General features: G+C 61.2%; 6 protein-coding genes. All 6 read left to right on the top strand.

Annotated elements, in window-relative coordinates:
* A partial coding sequence (locus tag VGB22_10475; GenBank protein HEX9751690.1) for a hypothetical protein occupies positions 1 to 1431 on the top strand: 1431 nt, incomplete at its 5' end.
* Between the two features lie 114 nt (positions 1432 to 1545).
* Entirely contained in the window at positions 1546 to 2445 is a 900-nt protein-coding gene (locus tag VGB22_10470; protein HEX9751689.1) for a hypothetical protein, read from the top strand.
* A 197-nt stretch (positions 2446 to 2642) separates the two neighbouring features.
* Positions 2643 to 4082 carry an aminotransferase class V-fold PLP-dependent enzyme gene (locus tag VGB22_10465; GenBank protein ID HEX9751688.1) on the top strand — a complete coding sequence of 480 codons (1440 nt, stop codon included), beginning with the start codon at positions 2643 to 2645 and terminating at the stop codon, positions 4080 to 4082.
* Positions 4083 to 4134: 52 nt separating this feature from the next.
* Complete coding sequence (locus tag VGB22_10460; protein ID HEX9751687.1) at positions 4135 to 4998, top strand: DUF3473 domain-containing protein; 864 nt, start codon at positions 4135 to 4137, stop codon at positions 4996 to 4998.
* Between the two features lie 14 nt (positions 4999 to 5012).
* Positions 5013 to 5690, top strand: a complete 678-nt coding sequence (locus VGB22_10455; GenBank protein ID HEX9751686.1) for a methyltransferase domain-containing protein — start codon at positions 5013 to 5015, stop codon at positions 5688 to 5690.
* A 300-nt stretch (positions 5691 to 5990) separates the two neighbouring features.
* On the top strand, positions 5991 to 7136 hold a 1146-nt coding region (locus VGB22_10450), incomplete at its 3' end, for a hypothetical protein (GenBank protein HEX9751685.1).

Genomic DNA, 7136 nt, shown 5'->3' with positions numbered 1-7136 from the left:
CCGGCGTGGTGGGATCAGTCGGAAGGCGAATGGAACAACCGCTGGGATATCGTGGTCTGCAGCGAAGCGTCGCAGGGCGAAGTGCCCATCACGGCGACCCGCGCGACCTTCTGCGTCGAAGACCTCAACGGCATCTACGCGGTCGTCTCCGGCACGCGCGTGTGCAACACCGGCGCGATCACCGTCGACGTAAAGGGCGATCAGACCAACTACGGTTACGGCAGCTACACCAGTCCGTGGCCGACGATCCAGACGATCGTCCGCTCGAACATCGAAGGGACCAACGGCAACCGCGACATCGACGACGACGACATCATTGTCATCCTCGACGAGGGTACGTCGAACGAGACGGTGCTGTGGTCCAACGACGACAATCCGGATAACGGCTTCTACTACTCCGCGTGGGACAACACGACCGGTATCCTGACGACCGAGTGGCTGCACTGTCCGTGCATCAACGACAACTATCTGTACGACAGCTACTACGACGATTGTTATGACTACTACGACAATTACGGTGACGGCTATTACGAAGCGCCGCCGTTGTCGGGTGGCGACCACACGATCACGGTACGCGCGTTCAACCGCGCCGGGTTCTGCGCGGAAGACACGTGGACCTTCACCGTCGATGCGACGCCGCCGGATGTCGAGGTCATGACGGAGTACGTCTGTCGCAACCCGACCTTCAAGATCAAGATCACCGACGATCTGTTGACCGCAAACGACGGTATGGGATCGGGCGTCGACTGGACGCATGTCTTCGTCGACGTGTACGACATGACCGCCTCGGAGGCGTTCGTGACGCCGAAGAGCCGCATGATCCACACCGAAGTCTGGGATGCGTTCAACGACGGCGAATGGAACGCGGCGACCGGCGAGTTTGAATTCTCGCTGACCATCCACGACGCGCAGTATCGCCGGCTGGGGATCGTGATTTACGACGGCAACCGCTTCCAGGAGTACTACGACGACTGCAACTGTGAGTACTACATCTATGACCAGCTTTGCGACGGTGTGGTCGACTATGTCGGCAACCACCAGCGCGTGGTCAAAGAGATGTTCACCGTCTCCGATGCGGAGTGCGGTGGCGAGGGCGGCGACGGCGACGTGGTGATCTCCGGCGGTTCGACCAACCCGTTTGATCCGTACAGCGGCGAGCAGATCAGCTTCGACCTGAACGGATTCGACGGCGGCGGTTCGGTCACCGTGTCGGTCTATGATCTGTCGGGACGCAAGGTCGGTACGATCTACAACAGCGCCATCGGCAACGTGTCGCAGACCGTCAGTTGGAGCGGCGGCAATGACGACGGCGACCTCGTGGCCGAAGGCGTGTACCTTGTCCACTTCCAGAGCACCGGCAGCGCGTCGCATGCGGCGTCGTCGCAGGTTCTCAAGGTCGTGGTCAAGCGGTTGTCGGCTTCGAACGATTAACCACGGAGAGTTGGCTCCCGCCTTCCGGCCCCTGACGGCCGGGAGGCGGGACGCCGAAAACCATAAACGAGGACGAAAAGAGAATTGAAGAGCTTAACGAGGGGAGTAACGATCATGACCAGCAAGCGGGTCACACTGTTGACGATGGTCCTCGTCACGGCGCTTTTCGTGGTGGGACTGTCGACGAATGCGAGTGCGGTGGATGACAACCACGCGCTGCCGTTTCTGCGCACCGGTGTCGGCGCGCGCGCCTATGGAATGGGCAATGCGCAAGTTGCCATTGTCAATGACGCCACAGCAGGATTCTTCAACCCGGCCGGGTTGACACACCTGCAAAAGTGGGGTTTCACGAGCATGCTCTCGGCGGACATGTTCGCCGACCGCCAATTCAACTATCTGGCGGCCGCGGCCTGCTTTAGCTTCGGCCACCTCGGAATTTCGTGGATCAACGCCGGGATTACCGATGTCGGCCTGATCGACGGCGGCGGCACGCAGACGACCGAGGACTATCTCGACAATTACTTCCTGCTGTCGTATGCGAACCAGGCCGAGGCGATGCGCTTCGGCGCCAGTCTCGTGATCGCCAACAATTCCGTCGCCGAGGAGACCGGTGTCGGCGGCGACCTGGGTGTCCAATGGGACATCCACCCGGAAGCAAGCGTCGGCGTCGTGGCCCAGTCGCTGGGACTGAAAGTCGGCGATGATGCCGTGCCGTACAACATCCGCTTCGGCATCGGCGTCCATCCCGATGCGCTGATGGGTTTCACCTTCCCGGTGGAAATCCAGAAGACGCAGGGCGTCGATGAAATGGTATTTCGCATCGGTGGCGAGTATATGCACGCCTTCGACAATTCCGACTACGGCGTGGCGGCTCGCGCGGGCGTCGACGATGGCGCCTTTGCGCTGGGTGCGGGACTGCGCTTCAAGCAGTTCCGCTTCGACTATGCCTATGTCGAGGAGCTGCAGGACTTCATGGACGAGAATCACCGGTTCAGCTTGACCGGCAATTTCTAATCGACCGAAGACCGCTTGCTTGCAAATTGCCGTCCTCACGCCCCTCGGCGTGAGGACGGTATTTTTGTGAAGCGAGCAGGGAGATGCTTTGTGCCCGCTCAACAGTTGATCGGCCGGCTGTCAAAATGGGCCTGAAGTGCGTGCACCGGCCCTGTCGGGCGCGTATATTGTCCGGATAGGGAGGGGGGGATACCATCATGCCCACAACATTGGCCAAGACTCAACCGCGGCCGACAGCGACAACGGGTGATTTGTCGGAATGGCGGTCCCGGTTGATCGGCGTCGATGCCCTTGTGCCGGTGCTGGAGGGGCCCCCGGTCAATTACATCAACTTCGACAACGCCGCCTCCACCCCGACCTTCCGGCCGATCGCCGAAAAGGTCGATGAGTTTCTCCAGTGGTACTCCAACGTCCACCGCGGGACCGGTTTTAAGTCGCAGTTGTCATCGTGGGTTTTCGAAGAGGCGCGCGAGCGCATTGCCCGCTTCGTCAAGGCTGATCTGACGCGCCATATCGTGCTCTTCACCAAAAACTCGACGGAATCCATCAACAAGCTGTCGCATCGGCTCGATCTGAAGCACGACGATATCGTGCTGACCTCGCTCATGGAGCATCACTCCAACGAGCTGCCGTGGCGCAAGGTGGCCACGGTCGTGCATATCGAAATCGACGGCGACGGGCGCATCGACGTCGACGACTTCAACGCGAAACTGGTGCAATACGGAAAGAAGATCCGCCTTGTGGCCGTCACCGGGGCATCCAATGTTTCGGGGTATATCAACGACATTGCCGTGTTCGCGCGCGGCGCGCACTCGGTCGGCGCCGAGGTACTCGTCGATGCCGCGCAATTGGCCCCGCACCGCCCAATGATCATGGGGGATGCGACCGATCCGTCGCACATCGACTATCTCGTGTTTTCCGCGCACAAGATGTACGCCCCGTATGGGATCGGGATTCTGGTCGGCAACAGGCGTCCGTTCGAGGAGGGCGATCCCGACAGCGTCGGCGGCGGGACGGTCGACATCGTCAATCTCGAAGAGGCCTACTGGACCGATCTTCCCGACAAGGAAGAGGCGGGCACACCGGACATCATCGGCGTGGTGGCGCTGGCCAAGGCCATCGAACTGATCGAGTCGATCGGCTGGGACCGGATTATTGTACATGAGGCGGCGCTGACGGCGCATGCGCTGCGCGGACTGGCGCGCATCCCCAAAGTCATCGTGTATGGCAATGTCGATCCCGAACACACCGCCGAGCGGCTCGGCGTGATCGCCTTCGATATCGACGGGATGCCGCACGCGCTGGTGGCGGCGATCCTCAGCCACGAGCACGGCATCGGCGTGCGGTCCGGCTGTTTCTGCGCGCACCTGTATGTGAAGTCGCTGCTGCATGTCAACGACGCGGACGCGCGCGAGCTGGAACGCCAGATCCTGTCGCGCGACCGTTCGCGCCTGCCGGGCACCGTGCGCATCAGCTTCGGGATTTACAACACGATCGGGGAAGTGGACCGGTTCCTGGCGGCGATCACCGCCATCGCCGACGGGCGATGTCGCGGCGACTATCAACTCGATGCCGAGCGCGGCGAGTACACGCCGCGCGGGTTCGCCTGCGATTTCTCCCGCTATTTCCAAATCTGACCCCAGACAATGCGCCGCCATGCGCACGGCTGGCCGGGCGCGAGCCGGTAATATGAGCGAGTTGACGGGTGCCTCCTCACTGGCCTTGACGATCGATGTCGAGGCGCAGGCGGAAGCGCTCGTGGAGAGCGTGTCGGTGCCGACGGAGTTTCTCCGCATCGAGACGCAAGATGGCCAGATCGCCGACAATCTTGAAGTGACCCTCGAGCTGCTGGCGGGCTGCAACACGCATGCGACATTCTTCTTTCTGGGCCGCATCGCGAAGTCACGACCCGACCTGGTCCGGCGCGTCGCCGAGGGCGGGCACGAAATCGGCTGCCACGCACTGGAGCACCGTCGCATTTTCGGGCAGTCGCGTGAGTCATTTCGTCACGATCTGACAGAGGCCAAGCGGCTGCTGGAGGACGCATGCGGGCAGCCGGTCATCGGGTTTCGCGCGCCGGATTTCTCCATCGGGCAGAAGAATTTGTGGGCCATCGACGAGTTGCGCGCGGCGGGGTTTCTCTATGACTCCAGTGTCGTACCGACCGGCTGGCATGACGCCTACGGCATGCGCGGGACGCCCCACGGTCTGTTTCGCTGGCCCAATGGGCTGGTGGAGTTTCCGTTGCCGGTGCTGCGGCTGCTGTTTGGAACGCTGCCGATCGGCGGCGGCGGCTACTTTCGCGTGTATCCCTTCTGGGTGACGCGCGTGTTCTTCGGCCGACGGGGACGGAGCGAGATTCCGACGACCTTCTACGCGCATCCTTGCGAGATCGGCGGAATCGCGCCGCGATTGCCGGGACTGTCCTGGCCGCGACGTTTCCGGCATTACTCCGGACTGAGCAAGGGACGGAGGCGGATGGAAACTCTGTTGCACTCCGTGCGGTTCACCACCATGTCCGCGGTTCTGCGGAATGAGGGCTTCATCACATAAGGACGAGCAGTTTCATGTTGCACGATCGCTCCCGGACAACTCCAACGCAGCAAGTCGGCCGCCATTTTGACCGCACGGCGTCTGCGTTCGATTCGCTCTATCACGGCGCCGCCCCGTCCCGTCTCATGGGGTGGATCAATCGCCGCTTTCGCGCCGACATCGATGAGCGGTTTCGGCGGACGCTCGACCATGTGGCGGCGGTACGGCCACGCAGTGTGCTGGACATCGGCTGTGGCTCGGGACGCTATCTCGAGGCGCTGGCCCAGCCGGATGGACGGCGATTAGTCGGCCTGGATGTCTCCGAGAACATGCTGGCGATGGCGCGCTCGCGGTTGGACCGATTGGGAGATTGTCATGTTGAATTGGTCGTCGCCGATTTTGCCCAGTGGCCGTCGGACGAAGTGTTTGAGGTCGTTGTGGCGGTGGGATTCTTCGACTATGTGGCCGATCCTGCAGCGGCGCTGGTGAGGATGGCGCAGAGGGCCGGGCACTCGGTGGTCGCCTCATTTCCATCCCGGCATTGGCTGCGTATGCCGCTGCGAAAGGCACGGTATCTGTTTAAGGCGTGTCCCGTCCGGTTTTACTCCCGGAGACAGATTGCCTCGATGGCGGAGGCCGCGGGCTTTAAGAGCTGGGAGATCGATCACACGTCGCGCAATCGGACCAGCCACTTTGCTGTCCTTTTGAAATAGGCACCGAATTCAACGGGATCACCATAATATGTTGCACGGCATTGTGATACAATGCTCCCCACTCAGACGGATTGGCGTCGGAGATCGGCCTTCGCCGATTCAAACTTAACATAAATGGTAAAATTAATCCTCACGCTCTTGACAAGCCATCCCGCAAACGTACCTTGGGTTTCAGCAACCTGTAGTGCTCGTTTCTCGCGATCTGCCAACTGAATAGAAGTCGCTTCTTGGGCGCACGGCACGTGTGTCCGGCACTCTACGGATGAGAACAGTGGCCCCATTGATAGACGTGGAGGTCTTATGCTGAAAGCGAACTGGCTCCGAAGTCGCCGTGGCTGGATTTGGTGGGCATGTGTGGTGACATTGTCGTGTGCGGGATTGCTCCTGACCGCGGGGCAGGCCTCGGGCGACCGCAACGAACCGCTTCCGTCTCCTCTCTACCAGCACAGTCTCCAAACATCGGTCGACCGATTCGAGGAGCAGGCGGGTACGACGATCAATCCGATCGCGCTGGCCCGAAATCGGCAGCAGATCGCCGATCGCACCGGCACCGCCGCCGGCCAGCGGCCCGTGGCCGCTCCCGCCCGGTACTCGTTCGACCGCCGCAGTACTTGGCAGCCGGGAGAGTTCAACACGTCGAATGTTGCGCCCGCCAGGAAACCGGGCGATGGCCCGTCGAATGTACCTGATCCGGCCAAGATCGCCCAGCAGGGGGGCGACGATATCGCCTCGGCGACGCCGATTCCGAGTCTGCCGTATTCCAACACGGGCACGACGTCCGGTTTTGCCGACGATTACAATGAGATCTGTCCGTTTGATCCTGGGTCGTATGCGCCCGACGTTGTGTACTCATACACGCCCGCATCCGACCAGCTCATCGACATCGATCTGTGCCCGTCGCTTTATGACACGAAAGTCTACGTCTACGAAGGCAGTCCCAGCACATTAGTCGCCTGCAACGACGATTTTTGCGGCACCGACGGGTGGCGGTCGCGTCTGGAATGTGTACCGCTCACCGGAGGCCAGACGTATTACATCGTCGTCGACGGGTACAGCAACTTAGATTTCGGTGATTATACCATCGACGTCTCTGAAACCGATCCGGCGACTTGCGGTCCGTGCAGTTGGCCGGGATGCAGCGGCATTCCCGAGGGCGAGTCGTGCGGGAATCAGGACAACGACGGATGCAATGTCACGCCCGCCGCGTACGGATCGATCTCGCCGGGGATGACGATCTGCGGTGAGGTCTACGCCGATGGCGGATCGCGCGACACCGACTTTTTCCTGTTTCCCAACAATGACGGAGACAGCATCACATTCTGTGTGACGGCCGATTTTCCGTTTAACGCGTACATTCTCGACTTTACTCTGTACGATCCCAATGATCCGGAGGGATGCAGTAGTCCCGACATCGGCGTTGTGGCCGTCGGCGCCGGCGACGAATGC

It is taken from the genome of Candidatus Zixiibacteriota bacterium, assembly GCA_036397555.1.
In the GTDB taxonomy this organism is placed as follows: domain Bacteria; phylum Zixibacteria; class MSB-5A5; order WJJR01; family WJJR01; genus DATKYL01.
This window is presented reverse-complemented; position numbering and strand designations above follow the sequence as displayed.